Origin of the sequence: Bradyrhizobium oligotrophicum S58, assembly GCF_000344805.1 — a bacterium.
Taxonomy (GTDB): Bacteria; Pseudomonadota; Alphaproteobacteria; order Rhizobiales; family Xanthobacteraceae; genus Bradyrhizobium; species Bradyrhizobium oligotrophicum.
Genome location: NC_020453.1, coordinates 2,829,754 through 2,848,672 on the forward strand (window position 1 = coordinate 2,829,754; position 18,919 = coordinate 2,848,672).

Annotated in this window: 17 protein-coding genes; 3 read left to right on the forward strand and 14 right to left on the reverse strand. The window is 64.2% G+C overall.

Annotation, left to right across the window (positions count from 1 at the left end):
- Positions 1–21: 21 nt before the first annotated feature.
- Together S58_RS12290 and S58_RS12295 are read left to right on the forward strand one after the other, a co-directional pair.
- On the forward strand, positions 22–1,107 hold the full coding sequence (locus S58_RS12290) for a hypothetical protein (RefSeq protein ID WP_042339312.1): 1,086 nt from the start codon (positions 22–24) through the stop codon (positions 1,105–1,107).
- On the forward strand, positions 1,085–3,052 hold the full coding sequence (locus tag S58_RS12295) for an acyltransferase family protein (RefSeq protein WP_015665637.1): 1,968 nt from the start codon (positions 1,085–1,087) through the stop codon (positions 3,050–3,052). The genes S58_RS12290 and S58_RS12295 overlap by 23 nt, the downstream gene beginning before the upstream one ends.
- Positions 3,053–3,057: 5 nt before the next feature.
- Here the strand turns inward: S58_RS12295 and S58_RS12300 are convergent, their stop codons facing one another.
- A complete protein-coding gene (locus tag S58_RS12300) occupies positions 3,058–4,032 on the reverse strand; it encodes a TylF/MycF/NovP-related O-methyltransferase (protein WP_015665638.1) in 975 nt (324 codons plus the stop codon).
- Between the two features lie 18 nt (positions 4,033–4,050).
- Between S58_RS12300 and S58_RS38980 the strand changes: the two genes are divergently transcribed.
- The gene (locus S58_RS38980; protein WP_244440754.1) at positions 4,051–5,475 is read left to right on the forward strand and encodes a TylF/MycF/NovP-related O-methyltransferase; all 1,425 of its coding nucleotides are present in this window, start codon (positions 4,051–4,053) and stop codon (positions 5,473–5,475) included.
- Positions 5,476–5,496: 21 nt separating this feature from the next.
- Here S58_RS38980 and S58_RS12310 read toward each other — a convergent pair whose 3' ends face one another.
- From S58_RS12310 to S58_RS12370, 13 genes are all read right to left on the reverse strand, one after another.
- Entirely contained in the window at positions 5,497–6,447 is a 951-nt protein-coding gene (locus S58_RS12310) for a TylF/MycF/NovP-related O-methyltransferase (protein ID WP_015665640.1), read from the reverse strand.
- A 684-nt stretch (positions 6,448–7,131) separates the two neighbouring features.
- On the reverse strand, positions 7,132–7,794 hold the full coding sequence (locus tag S58_RS12315) for a class I SAM-dependent methyltransferase (protein WP_015665641.1): 663 nt from the start codon (positions 7,792–7,794) through the stop codon (positions 7,132–7,134).
- Between the two features lie 27 nt (positions 7,795–7,821).
- Positions 7,822–8,874, reverse strand: a complete 1,053-nt coding sequence (locus S58_RS12320) for an aminoglycoside phosphotransferase family protein (RefSeq protein WP_244440755.1) — start codon at positions 8,872–8,874, stop codon at positions 7,822–7,824.
- Positions 8,852–9,469 (reverse strand): HAD family hydrolase, encoded by a 618-nt coding sequence (locus S58_RS12325; protein WP_015665643.1) that lies wholly within the window; start codon positions 9,467–9,469, stop codon positions 8,852–8,854. Before S58_RS12325 ends, S58_RS12320 begins: the two co-directional genes overlap by 23 nt.
- A gap of 9 nt (positions 9,470–9,478) precedes the next feature.
- On the reverse strand, positions 9,479–10,516 hold the full coding sequence (locus S58_RS12330; RefSeq protein WP_015665644.1) for a zinc-binding dehydrogenase: 1,038 nt from the start codon (positions 10,514–10,516) through the stop codon (positions 9,479–9,481).
- A gap of 8 nt (positions 10,517–10,524) precedes the next feature.
- The gene (locus tag S58_RS12335; protein WP_015665645.1) at positions 10,525–11,448 is read right to left on the reverse strand and encodes a transketolase family protein; all 924 of its coding nucleotides are present in this window, start codon (positions 11,446–11,448) and stop codon (positions 10,525–10,527) included.
- Positions 11,445–12,293 (reverse strand): transketolase, encoded by an 849-nt coding sequence (locus S58_RS12340; protein WP_015665646.1) that lies wholly within the window; start codon positions 12,291–12,293, stop codon positions 11,445–11,447. Before S58_RS12340 ends, S58_RS12335 begins: the two co-directional genes overlap by 4 nt.
- A gap of 45 nt (positions 12,294–12,338) precedes the next feature.
- A complete protein-coding gene (locus S58_RS12345) occupies positions 12,339–13,337 on the reverse strand; it encodes a GDP-mannose 4,6-dehydratase (RefSeq protein ID WP_015665647.1) in 999 nt (332 codons plus the stop codon).
- 12 nt (positions 13,338–13,349) lie between these two features.
- A complete protein-coding gene (locus tag S58_RS12350) occupies positions 13,350–13,958 on the reverse strand; it encodes an SIS domain-containing protein (protein WP_006608947.1) in 609 nt (202 codons plus the stop codon).
- Positions 13,955–14,893, reverse strand: coding sequence for an NAD-dependent epimerase/dehydratase family protein (locus S58_RS12355; RefSeq protein WP_015665648.1), 939 nt, complete (start codon positions 14,891–14,893; stop codon positions 13,955–13,957). The genes S58_RS12350 and S58_RS12355 overlap by 4 nt, the downstream gene beginning before the upstream one ends.
- 108 nt (positions 14,894–15,001) lie before the next feature.
- Positions 15,002–15,724 carry a nucleotidyltransferase family protein gene (locus S58_RS12360; protein ID WP_015665649.1) on the reverse strand — a complete coding sequence of 241 codons (723 nt, stop codon included), beginning with the start codon at positions 15,722–15,724 and terminating at the stop codon, positions 15,002–15,004.
- Positions 15,725–15,745: 21 nt separating this feature from the next.
- Positions 15,746–17,251, reverse strand: coding sequence for a PfkB family carbohydrate kinase (locus S58_RS12365; RefSeq protein ID WP_015665650.1), 1,506 nt, complete (start codon positions 17,249–17,251; stop codon positions 15,746–15,748).
- Positions 17,252–17,753: 502 nt separating this feature from the next.
- Complete coding sequence (locus S58_RS12370) at positions 17,754–18,863, reverse strand: hypothetical protein (RefSeq protein WP_015665651.1); 1,110 nt, start codon at positions 18,861–18,863, stop codon at positions 17,754–17,756.
- Positions 18,864–18,919 lie beyond the last annotated feature (56 nt).

Consider the following 18,919-nt stretch of genomic DNA (forward strand, 5'->3'; position numbering starts at 1 on the left):
GTCTGATCGAACCGGTGCATCATGGATCGTCGGACAGAGAAGGATTGTGCTTCAGAAGATGTGGGCGAGGAGGCGGGCCTCTGCCGCGACGGCCGACGCTATCTGGGCTTCCTGCTCGGACTGACACTCGTGATGCTCGGGGGCCTCTGCCTCGTGCTGGCCGCGCGGGGCGGCGACCATTTCAGCGCGATCAGCAGGCCCGGCGACGCGGCGTGGTACCGCGACTTCGGTGGCGACGGCGTCACCGAGATCCAGGATCAGGATCTGTTCTTCCACGACATCGGCCGTTCGATCGAGCATGCGCGGCAAGCCGACATCATCATCCTCGGCTCCTCGCTGGTGTCGTTCGCAATCGACCAGAGCGTCGTTCGCGAGCGCCTCGAACAGCCTCGTGGGCTGAAGTTCTACAACATGGCGTTCGTCGGGGTCGCGAGCGGCGAGTTCGCGCGCCAGGTCGCCCGAAAGCATCATCTTCATCCGCGCCTCTGGATCGTGAATGCCGATGACGGTGGCGGTGGCGGCAGTTTCTTCCACCGCAACCTGACCCGCTCCTTCGGCGCCGACGTCCGTCCCATCCCGAGCGTCAGGCTGAGCCGCTTCGGTGCCAATTACGAGGTGATCCGGCGCAATCTGCGCTGGCGGTTCGAGGACGCGACGCGCGATGTGCGCCGGTCCTTCGCTGCTCCGAGAGCTGGTGCCATTCCGGCTTTCGAGCGCGATGATCGGACCGGCGCAGCCGATATGCGCGGGTTTCCACGCTTCCTCGCCGAGGGCAACCCTGGCGTGAAGATGACACGCGATCCGGACTGCCACAGCACGCCGGATGTCATTACCAATGCGCGCGAGCTGGTGCAGTCGCTCGGAGCGCCCGTCGTGCTCACTCTGGTGCCGAATTTCCACGGCTGTCGGACCCAGGTGCGCGAAATCGCGGACGCGATCGGCGTCGAGACGGCGATGCCGGCGCGGACCGACTATTCGAGCTGGGACGGCGGCGGCCATCTCGATCGCAAAGGCGCCGGCGACTTCACCAATGACCTGGTCAGCGCTCTGGAGACCACCAGCGCGTTCCAACGGATGCGCGAGAATGACGATCGCCGGCAGCGTTGACCACCGAACCGCTGGCAGCGTCTCGTCGCCGCAGTCGAGCACGGCGCACGCGTTGACGTACCGGCCAGACATCGACGGGCTGCGTGCGATCGCGGTGATCGCCGTGCTCGTCTATCACGCCTTCCCGCAGCTGCTGCCCGGCGGCTTTGCGGGCGTCGACGTCTTCTTCGTGATCTCGGGCTATCTGATCACGGGCATCATCGACCGCCAGTGCGCGGACAAGAGCTTCAGCTTCACGACGTTCTACGCCCGCCGCATCCTGCGGATCTTCCCGGCCCTGATCGTCGTGGTGCTGACGACGTTCCTGATCGCGTGGTTCGTGCTGCCGGTGGCCCAGATGGAAGCACTCGGGTCCGACATCACGGGCGCTGCAGCGTTCATTGAGAATTTCATGCTGCACGAGCAGATCGTCGGGTATTTCGATCCGGGCGCCGAGCGTCTTCCGCTGCTCCATTTGTGGTCGCTCGGCATCGAGGAGCAATACTACATCCTATGGCCGGCCACCTTCGTGCTGATCGCCCGCTGGCCGTCGCACAAGGTGGCGATCGTCGCAGCGCTGGGCCTCGGCTCGCTCGTGGTCTGCCTGGCGACCCCTGCCGAGCAGGCGGCCTGGGCCTTCTACGCGCCGACCACGCGAGGCTGGGAGCTGCTTGCCGGATCGCTCCTGGCGGTTTGGTTGCGGCAGCATTCCATCCTTCGAACGAGGGCCGTGAGCGGAAGCCTGCTCGCCGCGATCGCGGCGGCAGGTCTCTTCGCGGCATTCTTCAGTTTCAGCGGCGCCTCGCCCTGGCCGGGAGTCCGGACCATCATTGTCGTGATGTCCGCCATGCTCTTGGTCGCAACCGGCGACACGCTGTTTCACCGGATGTTGCGCTGGGCTCCGCTGGTCTTCGTCGGTCTCATCAGCTACCCGCTGTATCTCTGGCACTATCCGCTCCTCGTCTTCACCAGGCTGCATTTCGCCGGCGCGGCCCCGGAATGGGCACTGTTCGCAGTGCTTGGGCTCAGCGCCGTGCTGGCCTGGGTCACGTGGCGTTCCATCGAGCGGCCGCTCAGGTTCGGAGCGGCCCCGGTCGCATGGCGGGTCGGGCCGTTGCTGGCCGCCATGACCATGGTGGGGGCGGTCGGCACCGCCGCGACCACCACGCGCGGATTGCCGGTTCGGTTCGCCCCGGAGATCAGGGGATTCATGCTCTCGGGCAGCGAGACGACGTCGCACTGGCGCCGTGGCCGCTGTCTGCTGATCCTGCAACCCGCATCCGAGTTCGGCGCCGACTGCGCGGGGCAGGGAGGCCGGCCGCTGTTGCTGATCTGGGGCGACTCCTACGGGGCCGCGCTGTATCCGGGGCTGCTGCACTTCTCGCCGGAGCGCGGCTACGACGTCGCCCAGTACACGGCCTCCGCCTGCCCGCCGCTGATCGGCTACACGCTCGCGGCGCGCCCATTCTGCAAGAGCATCAATGATGACGTCGTGCAGCGGATCGGCCATCTCCGGCCGGATCTGGTTATCCTCGATGCCACCTGGGGACATGCAGAAGCCGTGCTGCGCGAGGATTTGCCGCGCACCGTGGCGGAGCTCCGGGCGACCGGCATTGGCCGGATCGTGGTGATGGGCCCCCCGCCAAGCTGGCAAGGTATCGGCCTGTCTCACAACGTGCTGGACTACTACCGTCAGACCGGCAAGATATTGCCGGAGCGAACATGGTTTCGTTCCAACGACGAGTGGACGCGCGGCCGAGAAGCGCTGCTTCGCGCGCTCGCCGGCGAAGTCGGGGTGGACTACATCTCGGTGCGCGACATCTTCTGCAACGACGAGGGCTGCCTCAGCCGGATCGGTCCCGGCGGGTCTCAATTGACGGCATTCGATGCCGCGCATCTCACGGTGCCCGGCTCCATTTTCCTGGCGAGCCGCACCCTCGACCGCCTGCTCGGTCCGTCCCGCTGAGCCGGCTATTCCGGGTCGGCCGGGATGCCGCGATAGGAGTGGATGATGAAGCGCTTTCCGGCGATGGAGTAGTCGCCGCAGTCACTGGCTTCAATATCGAACTCTGCGACCAATTCGCGCCAGGCTCGGCGTTCGCCGGTGCTTGGAAGCGCGCGATTGGCGTTCCAATCGTCGAACAGAAGCACCGCGCCCGTCGAGACCATCCCGCGCTGGAACAACGGCGCCAGAGCATCCATTGTCGACTGATAGAGATCGCCGTCGAAATGGATCAGTGCAAAACGCGTCTCCGGCGGCAGTGTCTTGACCGTGTCCGCAAACCAGCCGTCATAGATCTCGAACCGATGGGGCGGGATGATCCTGCCGATCCGCTCGCGCAGCTCCGGTGCGGCCAGCACTTTGCATCCGCCCTTTGCCCACGCCCCGGAGACCACATGGGGAGATGTCAAGTCCACAGGGGACGTGATTTCCGGCAGTCCCTCGAAACTGTCGAACAATCTCAGAACGCGAAAGGGATTCTCGCCGGATGCGCTCTTGCCCAGCGGCTGACGCTGCAGGTCGAAGACCATCGACGTGGCAAGAGTCTTCGCGGTGAAGCCTCCCATGGTGCCGAACTCGGCGACGTCGCCATAGACATGTGACCCGTTGACATACTGCACGCAGAGCGTCAGCATCTTTGCGATTTCCTGTGCCGCAACGATGAGAACGTCTTCGTAGGTATAGTAGGAGTCCGGCGAAGGAAGCTGGCGAAGCTTGTATCTCTCGAGTGCGATGTCCTGTATCGGCCGACCATCCTCGCTCGGAAGCAGAGCCGGGGCAGCGATCGCAGGCGGGGACGACATGCTCGTCCCAGGCTCCTGTTGGGCGCCATACGGCCAAGGCAATGGGGGCTCGGACATGATTGCGCGCTTGACCGAACGCAGCCAGTAGAGCGCCGCCGGCGAGAGCGCATTTGCAAGCCCATTCTTCAACGGGGTAAGCATTCAAATATCTCCGACGCGGTGTCACCCAGGCGCCATGCCACCTCGAAAGAAGCGGTCATCAAGACCGTTTCGGCCCGGCTATCCCGCTTAACGTTCCCACGATGGCTGTGCAAGGAAAAGGTCGGCCGGCGACGCCGGGCAGTTCCGTGCCTGCGAGCGCATCATCTCGAAGGGAACAGCGTGGGACGTCGATCTATCAGTGAGCACAATCGGCTTCGACACGGTCCGAGCGTTGGACAACGCGTCAGGGACCTGCCACAACTTACAGGCTCTGTGCGTCGATGTTGGGGATGGCAGGTGGGACTGATCACGACCGGGAAAGGCGTCACCAACCAGATGTTGCGATCGATTGGTTTGCAGTTGGTGCGAACCGAGACGATCGACCGGTTGGCGGCAGCTCAACGCGCCGCAGAGTCCGAAGCGCCTCCTTCCCGGGGACCGGAGCCGATCCCCGCCGAGGTGCCGGCCGCTGCCGACCCAGTTGCCGAGCAGGCGGAGGCCGCTTTTCAGAGCAGCGTTGAAGCCAACACGTTTCGCATGATGCCACGCGATGGTGAGCCGGTCGAGACGGTCGGCCGGGCGTATCTCACGACGCTGCAGCGTGAATCGGCCGCGCTGCGGGTCCAGGGCGACGAACTCGTGCGCCTGCGTCGCACGGTCGAATTGCTGACGGCCGGAGGATCTTCCGCGCAGCCTTCATCGACCCCGTCCGGGCCGCAGGCGGAGCCGGCAAGTGACGGCATCTACGTGCCGATCTACGATTTCGACGGCCTGCGGAACGATCCCTATATCGTCCACAACCACGACTTCATGCGGGATCCACGCTTCGTCGCCGCCTACAAGCGGGCCGTTCAGGCAACTGTCATCGACCATCGCTATTACTGGCGCGTGCACGTGGCGTTGTGGTGTGCCGGTCTGGCGCTCAGATTGCCGGGAGACTTCGTCGAATGCGGCGTCTGGAAGGGGCTGCTGAGCACCGCCATTGCGTCCTATTACGATTGGAATCGCGTCGGCAAGAAGTTCTTCCTGTTCGACACGTTCAGAGGTGTCGACGAAACGCAATTGGCGGACGAAGAACTGATCAACATCCCGCATTTCCGCATTGGCTACGGTGAGGACATCTACGACCACGTCGTCAGGAATTTCTCGGAGTTCAAGGACGTCGTGATTGTCCGCGGCAGCGTTCCGGAGACGCTGGCCAGCGTCGACATCGGCAGGGTTGCCTACCTCTCCATCGATATGAACAATGCGGCCCCGGAGATCGCTGCCGTGACCTACTTCTGGGACAAGCTGTTGCCCGGCGCGCCGATCCTGCTCGATGACTACGGGTTCGTGCGCTACGAGGCCCAGAAGGAAGCGTTCGACAGGTTCGCGGCGGAGCGCGGTGTCGCCATCCTGGCGCTCCCGACCGGGCAGGGCCTGATGATCAAGCCCTATTCCTGAGGCACGGCGGGGGAGGCCGGCTCAGGCCTCCCGCGGCTTCATGCCGCGATAGGAATGGATGATGAACTTCGTGCCTTGAATGGAGTAGTCGCCTGAGTGGCTGGCGACGATGTCGAAGCGGCTGACGAGGTCCGCCCAGGCCTTGCGCTCGCCGGCCTCGGGATCGGCCTCGTTGCAGTTCCAGTCATCGAAGCAGAGCACGGCGCCTTTCGAGATGAAGCCGCGTTCGAAGCAGGGAACCAGCGCGTCCATGGTGGACGAATAGAGGTCGCCGTCGAAGTGGATCAATGCGAGGCGCGTGTCATCCGGAAGCTGCTTGACCGTATCGGCGAACCAGCCCTCGTAGATCTGCACCCGGCTCGGCGGAATGATGGCCTCCACCATGGTCCGCAATTCATTGGCGCTGAGAATCCGGCAGCCGCCCTTCGACCAGGTGCCTGATTTCACATGCTGCGATTCGAGATCGACCTGCGCGGTGATCTCCGGCAGTCCCTCGAAGCTGTCGAACAGGCGCAGCTTGCGCAGCGGCTGGTTCGGCTGGTAGCGGGGATCGAACACCATCGCATTCGCCAGGGTGCGCGCGGTGAAGCCGCCCATGGTGCCGAATTCGGCGATGTCGCCTTTGACATCGGCGCTGTTGATGTACATCGCGCTCAAGGTCAGCGTTCGCGCGATCTCCTTGGCGGGCAGGATCAGGACGTCGTCGACGTCGAAGAACAAATACGGCGCGCTGATCTTGTGGGCGTCGAGCCGCTCCAGGGCTTCGGTCTGCCGTGTCCGCGGCTCGCGCACGTCTGGAGCCAGTTCTGCAGCCGGCGCAGGGGCCGGTTCAGGCTCGGCTTCTGACGCCGGAGCGGCGTGCGGCCGTTCCGGGGGCGGTTGTCCCATCAGCGCGCGCTTGATCGAGCGCAACTTGAACAGGGTCTGGGGTGGCAGACCTTCGGCAATCGCCACTTTCAATGACTTCGTCATGATAGCCCCGTTCCCTGCCGCTTACGTTGTCGGCTGCCATTTTATAGATACATTTTGCGAAGATCGCAAAAGCGGCATTCGCGCTCTGCACTCGTTTTGCGTGGGTTTCGGCCGGCGAAGTGCTGCTGGTGTTCGAGCTGGTCGGACGTGCGCGGCGACGACGAATTGGCTCGCGTCTTCAGGTGCATCACCCTTGTCCAGTCCCCCGACGAAAAATATTCCTCTTTCGTTTTTCCGAAAAATATGGTTCTCTCTCGTCATCCCGCCTCGAGCAGAGGGACGTACGCGTCGTCACGAACGTGAGGTGGGCTGCGATGGACGTGACGGCTGCGCCAGACGAGCGTAGGCGTTGCGGACGGCGAAGTCGTGTGGTCCTGGCCTCTCGACGCTGAGGTCAAGTCCGTGGTCGTTGCTTATGGGCACGCGCGGGCGATGGGGGCAAGAAAGCCCGATCCCCAGGGAGAGCACGAAGGACACCGTTAAAACCGATCGCGCGGGGAGGGCCGGATCTGTCCGGCTGTACCTGTGGTACCTGCCGCCTGCATTCTTTTGAGCAGGCGGGCCACGGGCCTCAGCCGAGGTCCGGCCTTCCTCGCGCCCTCTCGTTCCGAGAGGGCGATGATCTCAGCATCACTCGGACGCGTGGGCGTCGCGAGAGCGCCTGTCGACGCTCTCTTGTCGCGCTCATTCGAAGAAGATGAACTCGTGGTCGCCGGTGTAGCCGGAGCGCTTGAACTCGAACGCCCATTCCTCGGGGGTGTGGAAGATGCGGCAGGTGAGCTGCCAGTACATCAGGTTCACCTTCTCGCGCTCGTTGCGGTAGCCCTCGACGCAGAGGTACTTGGCGCCGCGGCTGACGCGCTCCATCTCGCGCAAGGCGGCATCGAGATCGTAGTTGTAGAGGTTGTGCAGCGTGTTGATCGAGATGACGAGATCGAAGTGCTTGTCGGGGTAGGGCAGCTTGGCCGCATTGCCGACCTGGCAGAACGGCTTCACGCTCTCCATCGTGTGCTCGACGCCGTAGGACGAGACGTCGATGCCGGCGACCTCGAGATCCGGGATGGCCTCGCGGAAATCGTGCAGGATGAAACCCTTGCCGGAACCGACGTCGAGCACGCGCATGCCCGGCTTGATGCCATAGGCCGCGATCATGGCGTCGGCGACCTTGCGCCAGCGGCCGTCATATTTGTAGCCGCCATAGCCGGTCTCGCGGCTGCCGTCCCAATAATCGTAGTCGAACTTGACCGCCATCTCGGCGACATCGGCCTTGTCGCGCTGGGTGACGCGCGCGAGATAGTCGCGCTTGGTCGATTTGTGGACGAGACTGACGAACTCGCGATAGGCCATGAAGATCTCCGGGCGTGTGAGTGTCGATTAATCGGATGTGGCGCCGATCAGGCCGAGCTGCGTCTCGGCCTTGGCGAGCTGCGCGGCGCAGCGCTGCGTCCAGGCGCCGGTGTCGGCGAAGGCGCGCCTCGTGGCGCCGAGCGGCAGGAAGTCGTTCAGGATGATGCAGGTCCATTTGACCTGATAGGCGTCGATCAGCAACCGGCAGCGTGCCACGCTGCCCGCGTCGAGCCCAAGGCCGTCCGTCAGTCGGTCGATGAAGTGCTCGTGCACGGGCAGCGGCACCGGCACCTCCGGCTGGCAGAAGAAGTCCGACACCAGCTTGGCCGGATCGTCGCGGCCGGCATATTCGAAATCCAGGAAGGTCAGCTTGCCCGCATCGTCGATCAGCGCGTTGTGGAAACCGAAATCGGACGGCGACAGGCAGACCTGATCGGCGGGGATGGCGGCCTCGAAGGCGAGCCCTTCGGCCGCGGCGCCGCGCAGGATGGTCGCCTTCACGTCGGCCCAGGCCGGCTGCAGCCGCGCCGCTACGAAGTCCCGGGCCTCCGCTACATGCGGCACGTCGGCATCGAGTGTCGCCAGCCGGGCGACGCGGCGCTCGACGGTCGCGAGGTGCTCGGCGAGCGAGAAGCAGGCTTCCGACCCCGGCGCGAGGGTGGGGCGGGGCGGGGTGTTCACCGCGAGCACGAAGTCGATCGCGGCATCGACATGAGCGGGCGCGAGCTCGATCGCGGTCAGCTTGCGCCCCTCGACGAAGCTGTAAAGGCCAGCCTGCTCGGCGCGGTCGCAGGCCAACGGCTCGGGCACGACGCGGACGCCGAGCGACCAGGCATGGCTGATGAAGCTCCATTCGGCGCCGAGCCGGTCGCGGGTGTCGCGGGCGTCGGTGAAGTAGCGCTTGAGGACCAGCGGGCCGGCTTCGGTGTCGACGCGAAACACCTGGTTGTTGCGGCCACCGGCCAGCCGCGTCAGCGCTTGTGGCGCTGCCTTGCCGGCCTGCGCGGTGAGGCGCTGCGCCAGCGCCAGCAGGGCGGCATCGGCATCCGCGCCGGCCTCAGCCGCGGTCACGGACGACATCCGCCGCGATCTCGGCCCAGGAGGCGCGACGCTCATACGGCGTGGCCTTGGTCGCGAACTGGTTCTCCGGATCGAACAGCACCTTGCGCATGCCCTCAGGGAAGCCGGTCATCCCCAGGATCTCCGGCAGGTCGTCGACGAACAGCTCGCACTCAAGCGCATGCGCCCGGGCGACCTTCTCGTCCTTGGTCAGCTCGAAGAACACCCGGTCCGGCGCGATCTGGCTGGCGGCCGATCCCATCAGGCCGCGGTCGGTCAGGAAGCCGCGCGCGGCGGCATGCATGTCGTGCCTGGGTCCGAGAATGGGGTGCTTGGTCTTATGGCTGACGATGAACAGGTCATGGCCGGCCGCCCGGGCGGCCGTGACGAACTCGGCGAACCCAGGATAGGGCGACACCAGGTCCATGCGAGCGCCGTAGACATAGCCCTGCAGCTCGGTGAAGTCGTCCTTGCGCCCGGAGCCGTTGAGGTGGTCGCGCACGCTGTTCTTGTCGCGGCCGAGGTCGGCCGGGATCAGGCCGCGCTCGAGCGCAGCCGCATGAAACACGCCGTCATAGCAGGCGATCGTGTTGTCGAAATCGATCCCGATCCGCATGGCGTGGACTTAACGCAAGGACATGTCGATCAGCGGCCGGCCGACCTTGCCGGCCGCGAGGTCCTGCAGCGCCTGGTCGGCCTGGGCGAGGCTGTAGGGCTTCGACAGGAGATCCCGCACCGGGAACCGGCCCGAGCTCAGAAGCCGGCCGTAGCGCCCGTAATCGCGATCCGGAACGCTGTCGCCGCCCCAGGTGCCGAGCAGGCTCTTGCCCTGGTTGAAGACGCCGGGGTTCAGCGTCAGCGCCGCGCCATGCTTGGCGTTGCCGATCACGACCGCGCGGCCGCCCTGCTGGCGGGTGGAATTGATTGCCTGATCCATGACGCCGGGAATGCCGGAGGATTCGACCGCGAGATCAACGCCCTGCGGCACGATCTTCTTGATCTCGGCCAGCACGTCGCCGCTGGCGTCGATCACATGCGTCGCGCCGTAGATCTGGGCGAGCGCGCGCCGCGTCGGGTTCGGATCGATGCCGATCACCGGCATCGCGCCGGCGAGCGCCGCGGCCATCAGCGCGTTCAGGCCGATGCCGCCGGTGCCGAACACGGCGACCGCGTCGCCCGGCTGCACCTTCAGCACATTGTAGACCGCGCCCATCCCGGTGGGCGCCGCGCAGCCGAGCAGCACCGCGACGTCCATCGGCAGGTCCGGCGGCAGCAGGGTCAGGCGGTTCTCGCTGACGACGGCGTGGCGCTGGAAGGTGGTGACGCCGCCAGCGTTGACCTTCTTGCCGTCCCAGTCATAGACGGCGCCGCCGGCCTCGATGCCGCTGCCCTTGATCCAGGACAGCACGACCTTGTCGCCCACCTTGACCTTGGTGACGGCGCTGCCGGCCTCGATCACGGTGCCGGTGCCCTCGTGGCCGAGGCAATGCGGGACCCATTTGTCCTCGCCCTTGTCGCCGCGCCACTCCATCACCTGCGTGCCGCAGGCGCCGGAATAGGCGATCTCGACCAGGACCTGCCCCGGCTTCAGGGCCGGCGTCTCGATCTCGGCCAGGACGAGCGGCTGGCCGGTCTGGACCAGGAGGGCAGCTTGGGTCTTCATGTGATGTCTCAGCTCAACGCGTGGATGATCTTGTCCGCGATCTGGTGGCCGGTCAGTCCCAGCACCTCGCGGGCATATTCCTGTTCACCGGATTTCTTGAAGAAGGCATCCGGCGTGCCGAAGCGCAGGAACTTCTTATGCTGCGTCTCGCTGTCGACCAGCCATTCGGACACGGCGGCGCCGAAGCCGCCGATCAGCGAATGTTCCTCGATGGTCGCGACCAGCTTGAAGCGGCTGAAGGCCTGCTTGAGCTTGTCCTCATCCAGCGGCTTCACGGTGTGGAAGCTCACGACCTCGGCGGAGATGCCCTTCTCCTTCAACTTGTGTGCGGCTTCAATGACTTCCGGCAGCATGTTGCCGGTCGAGAGCAGGCAGACGTCGCTGCCTTCCTCGATCGTGATCGCCTTGCCGATCTTGAAATCCGCGATGGGGCCCTTGTGAACCACAGGCTCACCTTTTTTGCCCATGCGGATGTAGACCGGCCGATCCTGCTGCATGGCCGCACGCAGCGCACCGCGCACCTCGAAGGCGTCACCCGGGCAGATCACGACCATGTTCGGAATCGAACGCAGGAACGAGATGTCCTCGCAGGCGTGATGGGTCGGGCCGAGGCCGGAATAGGCGAGCCCAGCGCCGACGGCGACGATCGTCACCGGGGCCTCGTGATAGCAGACGTCGGTGCGGATCTGCTCCAGGCAGCGCGTCGTGACGAAGGGCGTGATGGTGTAGGCGACCGGGCGCAGGCCGTTCATCGCCATGCCGGCGGCGACGCCCATCATGTTGGCTTCGGCGACGCCGCAGTTGAAGAAGCGGCTGGGATGCTTGTCCTTGAACTTGTCGAACAGGCGATTGCCGATGTCGCCCGAGAGCATCACGACGCGGCTGTCCTCGTTGCCGAGCTTGGTCAGTTCGTCGGCGAAAGCGTTTCTCATGACAGGCCGAGCTCCTTGAACGACTTGACGACTTCCTCAGCGGTGGGGGCGCGGTAATGCCAGTTGTTGTCGTCCTCCATGAACGACACGCCCTTGCCCTTCACGGTGTGGGCGATCAGCGCCACCGGCTTGCCAGAGCCGTTCGGGATGTTCTGCATGGCTTCCGCCAGCGCACTGACGTCATGGCCGTCGATCTCATGCGCGTCCCAGCCGAAGGCGGCCCATTTGTCGCGCAGCGGCGCCAGCATCAGGGTCTCGTTGGAGCGCGCGGTGGCCTGCCACTTGTTGTAGTCGACGACGACGCAGACGTTCTCGAGCTTCTGGGCGGCGGCGAACATCGCCGCCTCCCACACCGAGCCCTCATTGTTCTCGCCGTCCGACAGCAGCGCGAACACGCGGTAATTCTCGCCCTTGATGCGGCCGGCCAGCGCCATGCCGCAGCCGAGCGGCAGGCCGTGGCCGAGCGAGCCGGTGGCGGCCTCGACGCCGGGCAGCAGATTGGCCGGCGGATGCTCGGCGAGCCGGCCGCCGTCCTGGCAGTAGGTGTCGAGCTCTTCGATCGGGAAGTAGCCCTTCATCGCCAAGGTCGCGAACAGGGCCGCGGCGGCGTGGCCCTTCGACAGGATGAAGCGGTCGCGCAGAGGATCCGTCGGGTTCTTCGGGTCGATGTTCAGCACGTGCCAATAGGCCGCGGTCATCGCATCGGCGCAGGACAGCGACGAGGCGAGATGCGCGGCCTGCGCCTTGTGCGACATCTCGATGATCTTGCCGCGCAGCTTTGCGGCCTGCGCCTTCAGGGCGGCGGCGTCAGGCTTGGCCGCCGGGCTCCGGACTGCAACGTTCATCGTGCTCTCCAGTCGCGCCTCCTCGGGGAAGCGCAGGGGTCTCGATCAGGGTTTATGTTCGTACTTGGTCGGCAGCTTGGCCATGGCACCCTCGAAGCGTCGCGCCCAGGCGATGACGTCGTCGATGCCCTGTTCCAGCGAGAAGGTGTCGCGCCAGCCCAGTTCCGTCCGCAGCTTGAAGCTGTCGAGCGTGTAGGCGGTGTCCTTGCCGGGGCGCTCCGGGCCGATCTCGACGCAGTCCTCGAAGTTCTTGCCGAGCCGGGCCAGGATCATCTCGACCAGCGTGCGGATCGAGACCAGCTCATAGCCGGAGATGTGGTAGGTTTCGCCGAGCGTGCCCTTGCGTCCGATCTTCATCGTCGCATCCGACACGTCGGTCATGTGGATGAAGACGCGGATCGACTTGCCGCCGCCGTCGAGCCGGAGCTTCTGCCCGGTCATCGCGGCCACGATGGTGCGCGGCACGATGCGATAGAGCTGCTGGCCGGGGCCGTAGACGTTGGCCGCGCGGGTGAAGACCACCGGAAACTGGTAGTTGGCAAAATAGGTGCGCAGGCTCATGTCGCCGGCGGCGCGCGACACCGCATAGGGCGTCGACGGGTTGAAGGCTGCGTCCTCGCGTACCCAGCCCTCGGTCGAGCCGTAGACCTCGGGCGTCGTGACGTGGACGTAACGGTCGAGGCCGTCATAGTTGCGCAGGATGTCGTGCAGCCGGACTGCGGAGACGACGTTGGTCATCATCCAATGGTCGGGATACAGCCAGCTCTCGCCGACCATGCTCTGCGCCGCGAAGTTGACGACATGCGTCGGCCGCTCCGCTGCGAGCAGCGCCTTGAGCGCGTCGAGATCGTGATTGAGATCGATGCGCTTGAACCGCACGTTGCCGGGGCGCTTCTGCCACTTGTAGGGCAGGAAGGCGTCATGCGGCTCGTCGGAGCGGCTGGTCGCGATGACGTCGTGACCGGCCGCGGCCAGAAAGTCGACGAAGGTTGCGCCCGAGAAGGAGTTCGAGCCGAGGATCAGGTACTTTTCGTTCGCAGCCATCGTCCTTGCCCGTCAGACCTCGCGCGTCGTGATGATGTCGCCACGCTGGGCGTACAGCCACTGCATGATCATGTGGCCGATGACCATCTGCGCGTCCTCGGCGATCTGCATGTCGTCGACAGCGAAATGGATCGGCACGTCGGCGAGCGCCTTGGCCTTGCCGCCGGTGAAGCCGAGCACGGCATAGCTGGTCATGCCGATCTTTTTGCCCTCTTCGAGCGCCTTCAGGATGTTCGGCGAGTTGCCGGAGCCGGAGAAGGTGATCAGCACGTCGCCCTTGCGCGCGAGCACGGCGAGCTGCAGCGAGAACACCTGGTCGTAGCCTTCGTCGTTGGCGAGGCAGGTGATCACCGACGGGTTCGACGACAGCGAATGTACGCGCAGGCCGGAGCCCGGCGTCTTCGACAGCGCGTAGAGGAAGTCGTTGGCGAGGTGGTTGGCGTTGCCGCCGCTGCCGCCATTGCCGCAGAAGAACACCTGCCGGCCGGTCTGCCAGCAGTCGCGCAGATCATAGGCGAGCTTCTCGACCGGGCTCCAGTCGAAATCCTTCAGCACGGTGCTGAAGCGGCTGGTGTAGTCGGCGAACAGGCTGCCGGGGGTCTTGAAGGCCAAGACGTTCATTTCACGACCTCCTTCTCCATCCATTTCAGATTGTACCAGCGGTCTTCGTTCTTGAGCTGGCCTTGCGAGTACATGCCGATGATTTCCTTGATCGCATCCTCCACCGTCTTCTTCGGACGGAAGCCGGTCGCGAGCAGGCGATCGGAATTGACACGATAGCTGCGCGGATCGTTCGAGGGCGTCACGATGACCTCGGCCGGCACGTGCTTGGTGACCAGATTGGCAATGTCGAGGATGGAGATGTTCTCGAAGCCCGCATTGAAGACGCCGGTGTGCTCGGGATGATCGAGCAGGAACAGATAGAGGTCGGTGATGTCGTCGATGTGAATGTTGGGGCGAGTCTGGTCGCCGCCGAACACCGTGATGCGACCGTTCATCAGCGCCTGCATCGTCAGCATGTTGACGGAGACGTCGAGCCGCTGGCGCGGCGAGTAGCCGCAAACCGTGGCGGGGCGGACGATCTGGACCACCATGTCGTCCTTGTAGGACAGCACGATGCGCTCACCGCACATCTTGGTCTTGTTGTACTCGGAGATCGGCAGCAGCTCGAGGTCCTCGGTGACCTGCTCCTCTTCCTTGACGCCGTAGACGCTGCCGGAGGAGGCATAGATGAAGCGCTTGATGCCGTGGCGATAGGCGCGGTCGGCGAGTTGCATCGTGGCGAGGCAGGAGATCTCCCAGGTCAGCTTCGGGTCGAGATCGCCGCAAGGGTCATTGGCGACGCTGGAGAGATGAACGATGGCATCGACGCCGGTGAGGTCGATGGCGTCGGGATTGCGCACATCGCCCTGAACCACCGTAAGGTCGGGGTGCGGCTCGAGGAAGTTGCCGAACCACATGATGTCGAACGCGACGACCTTGTGGCCGGCCTTCAGGAGCTTCGGCACGAGCACGCTGCCCTTGTAGCCGCACGCTCCGGTCACGAATACTTTCATCTGAGCAATCCCCGTGGCTCGCCTGTCGTCTCGCCGGCTGGCGTGTCGCGCGCACATTTATACAAATTGGCGGGGGAAGGCGACCAGCCCAGCGGCGAAAATCGCCCGTCAAGCGTCCCCGCCACGGCGCGGTTCGTGATTAAACTCCAAATGGGCCCGGCGCAAGCTTTCCGGGTTGCCGATATCCCGATGATAACCGCTGGTTTCCACGCACAAAATGCGTCCCAAATAGTTGGGGATGATTTCGGTGGAGAGGTCGACGATCGGTTTTCCCAGCGCCGCGATGTCGGCGATCACGGCGGGATCGAACACATAGACCGCGCCATTGGCGAGGTTCCCAGGCGGGTTTTTGACCTTCTCGTGGAAGGCGATCACCCTGTGCTGAGCATCCAGCTCGAGAATCCCGCACGAGCTCGGATCGTCGGTCCGGAATGCGAGCATCGTCATGATGCAGCCTTCGGGGCGGTCGCGATGGGCGGCGAGCAGCCCCGCGACGTCGAAATCGGTCAGATTGTCGGCGTGGGCCACGAGGAACGGCTGGTCGCCAAACCAGGCACGGTTGGCGAGCACGGTGCCGCCGGTCCCGAGCAGTTCATCTTCGTGAACGAGATCGATCCGGTCGCGCCAGCGCGACTGCGCGACGTGGGCGTGGACCTGCTCGGCGAGCCAGTGCGTGTTCAGCAATGCGCGCTCGATGCCGCCTTCGAATACGAGGTCGAGCCAGTAGTCCAGCAAGGGCCGGTCGTGCACACGCACCAGGCATTTCGGCGTCGTATTGGTCAGCGGACGCAGCCGGCTTCCGATCCCGGCCGCGAGCAGAAGGGCACGCATGACGACATCCTATTCTTGATCTTACTCTTGGCTGAAGCCGGTCTCGTCGATTTCTCGCACCAGCTCCGCTGTCGTCAGCGGCAAATTGCCGACCCGGGAGACCTGGAGCGCTGCGGCCAGCGAGCCGAGATAGGAGGCTTGCCAGATGTCGGCGCCCGCGCGCAGGCCCATCGAGCAGGCCATGAAGAAGCTGTCGCCGGCACCGGAAACATCCTTTGGCGACGGATTGAACGCAGGCAGGCGATCCGAGGTGAAGACGCCCTCGGCCATGGTGTTGATCAGCGCGCCCTCAGCGCCGAGCGTGATCACGAGATTCTTGGTTCGGGCCCGTTCGACCAGCCGCTCGCTGATCACGGCGAGGCCGGAAATGAAGTCGTTCAGCGCCACGCGGGCTTCGCGCTCGGTCGGCGTCAGCAGGGTCATGCCCTTGAAACGCGAGACGTCGCCGGTCTGCGAGGACACCTGGCTGTCGGCTGCCATCATCACGCCCTGGGCGCGGGCGCGATCCGCGATCGCGTCGACCAGATCCTGCGGCAGGCAGCCATAGTTGAAGCAGGAGAACAGCAAAAGATCACAGGTCTTCAGAGCGCGCTCGACCGAGGTCAGCATCTGGCGCTGCAGGTCGGCATCGGAGGCGTGCTGGCGCAGGTGATTGACGCGGAGAAGCGTCTTGTTGAGCGCGCGAAAACGCTGCTTGCGCGTGGTCGGCCGGCTCTGGTCGGTGAAGGCGTTGAAGTTGACGCCATGCTGTTCCAGCGTGTTGCGGGCGAACCGCGCCGCTTCGTCGTCTCCGACCAGGGTGAAGAATTTCACGTCGGCCCCGAGGCCATGCGCATGCGCCGCGACCGCGCCGGCGCCGCCGACGAAGGTGCGGGTCATCAGCGGCGTCACGACGATGGTCGGGTCTTCCTGGGACATGCCGACCGCATCGCAGGTGACGTATTCGTCCACGATCAGATCGCCGATGACGGCCACCCGCATGCCGGAGAGCTTGCGGAGCAGATCCTTCAAATTCGAGATCTCGAAGCCGTGCCGCTTGGGGAATTCCTGCGGCTTGCGGACGGTGGAGATGTCGATGTTCGCGTCGCGTTCCAGAAGCGCGAGAGACGCAAAGCGCAGTTCACCGGACGAGAAGATCAGACGTCCGCCATAGGCGTCGACGGCCTCCTGCTCGGGATTGGCGCGGTCCTCGAACTCCTTGCCCTTGACGACGACGGTCGGCTTCAGATGCGCAATGAAGTCGGACGCCGATGTCTCCAAACGCACGACATGGTGCACAAACGCGATCGACCGCACGTTCTCGAGGCGCATGTCCTGCGTCAAGGTCACGCCGGGCGTGGAATCCGGGTTGACGCCCACGACGAGCACGTCGGCCTGCTCGGCCGCGAACTTCAAAAGCCGCAAATGTCCGGGGTGCACGACGTTGAAATTGCCTGACACGAACGCAATCGTCTGCCCAGATTCGCAGGATTCGCGAATGGTCTGGCAGGCGAGATCCATCTGCGCAGTATCGGTCACCTGATCCAAGGATTTCGCCTCCGGCTCGAGCGGGGTGAGGTCATATAGCCAGTCATCCTGCTATTCGCCCCGACTCACATCTGTAGTGCTTGTGTACTTCTGGCTTGGCACAACCGTTCCGGCACTCAGTTCCGGATTTGCCTTGATCATCGCTCAACATTGATTCCACTGTCGAAAATCAAGATCGTCACTTGATTGGCCCGATGAACATGGTGCCCACCCGTCGTTTCTCGTGTCTCTTTATCAGGTGTGCGGAGCAGCACAAACAATCCTGTGAGCATGACATTCGGTTTCTGAATTTGGATGCTCTGTTGCTCCCTCGGCAGAGCGCCCGCGCACGCCGTCGCCCGCGCTCCCGGCGGTGCACTGAATGGTCATATGCCTGGCGTTCCCAGGCCAATTGACGTTTCGTCTATTAAGCACGGTCCTCGCCATGGTTGGCGAAGGACAGGAAGCGAGGCTGAAATTCTTGTCCAAGGCCAGCAAAACCTGCGAATCAAGGCCAGCTGGTTCAGTGATAGAGGTCGAACTGTTCGCCCTTGCCCCGATCGAGGTCAGCCGTCAGAGCGCCCCGGTCGATGAGCGGGAACAGCTTGCTGAACTCGGGTCGGGTCAGCAGGGTAAGATAGGTTTTGAGCATACCCCGCTCGGAGGGATGCGCGGGATCGAAGAAGTTGTTCGAATCCTGCGATATCTCGGTGCGGCTCATGTCGAAAAACGGGATCCCGAGCCGGGCAAATCTCTCGGCGGTCTGTGGACTTTTGAGCTCGCGCCAGTGGCCGGAATAGGGCCAGTAGGCTTTGTCCGTATCGAGGAAGGCAGCCGCGCTCTCCAGGAATGGATATTGGATCGCAACCACCGAGAAGCCCCGATCGCGAGACAGTCGGGACAAGCGCTCGACCTCGCGAAACTGCCTTTCGTTAAGGTGAGATGTGCCCCAGAAAGATAGGATGTATTGAGCGCCTCGGGACAATGTCTCGGCCGACGTGCTTCGGTAGGGCGGGGCGACGATGACCGAACCGTCCTTGCGGAATCCGAACTTTCCGCGGATCGCCTCCGGACCCACCAATAGGTTGTTGTCGACTGGCTCGACTTGCGGAACCAGGAGCGCCGACCGGATCGTTTCAACGTTTCCGCTGGTCCGGATCAAGAAATCTACCACGCTGTGCAACTCCCGTCGGTGCGAATCGGGGCCCCGGTCGAAGCCCATCGTGCGTTCCTTCCGCCATGCTTCGGCAAGGATATCGTCGAACAGGAAGTAATCCAGCGCGACAATAACGACCCGCGGCTTCGCGATCGTCGTGGCACGATCTATGAAATCCACGACGTGCGCGAGCGGCCACGCCGTCAGACAGGCGTTGTAGGTGACATAAGGGCGGAACATCTGCTCGCGGGCTTGGCCGCAACGTGAACTTCCCACCAGCAGGACCTCGGGGCGAATCTGCCTGATTCGCTCGAGCTTGTAGGGCGCATAGTCCTTGAACGCACCGAGCCAGACGAGCCGGTCGCTGCGCGACTGCTCCATGGCAATTTCCGAAAGGGGGACCGTCGCGCCCAATCGCCAGGCAGCCCACTCCAAGGCTGCCAGCAGCGGCACGAATACGACAGCAAACAGCGTCATGGCTATCGCGAGGTACCGAGTCAACGGTCGCACCCATTCGATGATTTTTTATGCTG

Excerpts from the sequence above, each read along its gene's own strand:
- S58_RS12290 (WP_042339312.1), top strand. The coding sequence starts at position 22 with ATGGATCGTCGGACAGAGAAGGATTGTGCTTCAGAAGATGTGGGCGAG.
- S58_RS12295 (WP_015665637.1), top strand. The coding sequence starts at position 1,085 with ATGACGATCGCCGGCAGCGTTGACCACCGAACCGCTGGCAGCGTCTCG.
- S58_RS12300 (WP_015665638.1), bottom strand. The coding sequence starts at position 4,032 with ATGCTTACCCCGTTGAAGAATGGGCTTGCAAATGCGCTCTCGCCGGCG.
- S58_RS12310 (WP_015665640.1), bottom strand. The coding sequence starts at position 6,447 with ATGACGAAGTCATTGAAAGTGGCGATTGCCGAAGGTCTGCCACCCCAG.
- S58_RS12315 (WP_015665641.1), bottom strand. The coding sequence starts at position 7,794 with ATGGCCTATCGCGAGTTCGTCAGTCTCGTCCACAAATCGACCAAGCGC.
- S58_RS12320 (WP_244440755.1), bottom strand. The coding sequence starts at position 8,874 with ATGTCGTCCGTGACCGCGGCTGAGGCCGGCGCGGATGCCGATGCCGCC.
- S58_RS12325 (WP_015665643.1), bottom strand. The coding sequence starts at position 9,469 with ATGCGGATCGGGATCGATTTCGACAACACGATCGCCTGCTATGACGGC.
- S58_RS12330 (WP_015665644.1), bottom strand. The coding sequence starts at position 10,516 with ATGAAGACCCAAGCTGCCCTCCTGGTCCAGACCGGCCAGCCGCTCGTC.
- S58_RS12335 (WP_015665645.1), bottom strand. The coding sequence starts at position 11,448 with ATGAGAAACGCTTTCGCCGACGAACTGACCAAGCTCGGCAACGAGGAC.
- S58_RS12340 (WP_015665646.1), bottom strand. The coding sequence starts at position 12,293 with ATGAACGTTGCAGTCCGGAGCCCGGCGGCCAAGCCTGACGCCGCCGCC.
- S58_RS12345 (WP_015665647.1), bottom strand. The coding sequence starts at position 13,337 with ATGGCTGCGAACGAAAAGTACCTGATCCTCGGCTCGAACTCCTTCTCG.
- S58_RS12350 (WP_006608947.1), bottom strand. The coding sequence starts at position 13,958 with ATGAACGTCTTGGCCTTCAAGACCCCCGGCAGCCTGTTCGCCGACTAC.
- S58_RS12355 (WP_015665648.1), bottom strand. The coding sequence starts at position 14,893 with ATGAAAGTATTCGTGACCGGAGCGTGCGGCTACAAGGGCAGCGTGCTC.
- S58_RS12360 (WP_015665649.1), bottom strand. The coding sequence starts at position 15,724 with ATGCGTGCCCTTCTGCTCGCGGCCGGGATCGGAAGCCGGCTGCGTCCG.
- S58_RS12370 (WP_015665651.1), bottom strand. The coding sequence starts at position 18,863 with ATGACGCTGTTTGCTGTCGTATTCGTGCCGCTGCTGGCAGCCTTGGAG.